At 65.1% G+C, this 232-nt stretch carries 1 protein-coding gene; it reads right to left on the reverse strand.

The features are described from left to right. On the reverse strand, nt 1-232 hold a 232-nt coding region (locus tag AAEY88_RS15655; RefSeq protein WP_350563875.1), incomplete at both ends, for an IMP dehydrogenase.

Genomic DNA, 232 nt, shown 5'->3' on the forward strand with positions numbered 1-232 from the left:
CCTTCATTTGCGGCGGCACCGTGATCGGGTCGCGGACGACGCCCGACTCGAAACGCTTGACCTTCGCGACTTCGCGGGCCTGTTCGGCCGGCGTGAGATTCTTGTGGACGATACCGACGCCACCCTGCTGCGCCATCGCGATCGCGAGGCGACCTTCGGTGACCGTGTCCATCGCGGCGGACACGAGCGGCATGTTCAGGGAGATGTTGCGGGTCAGCTTGGTCTTGAGGCT

The sequence above is a fragment of the Psychrobacter sp. CAL346-MNA-CIBAN-0220 genome, assembly GCF_040309805.1.
Classification (GTDB): domain Bacteria; phylum Pseudomonadota; class Gammaproteobacteria; order Pseudomonadales; family Moraxellaceae; genus Psychrobacter.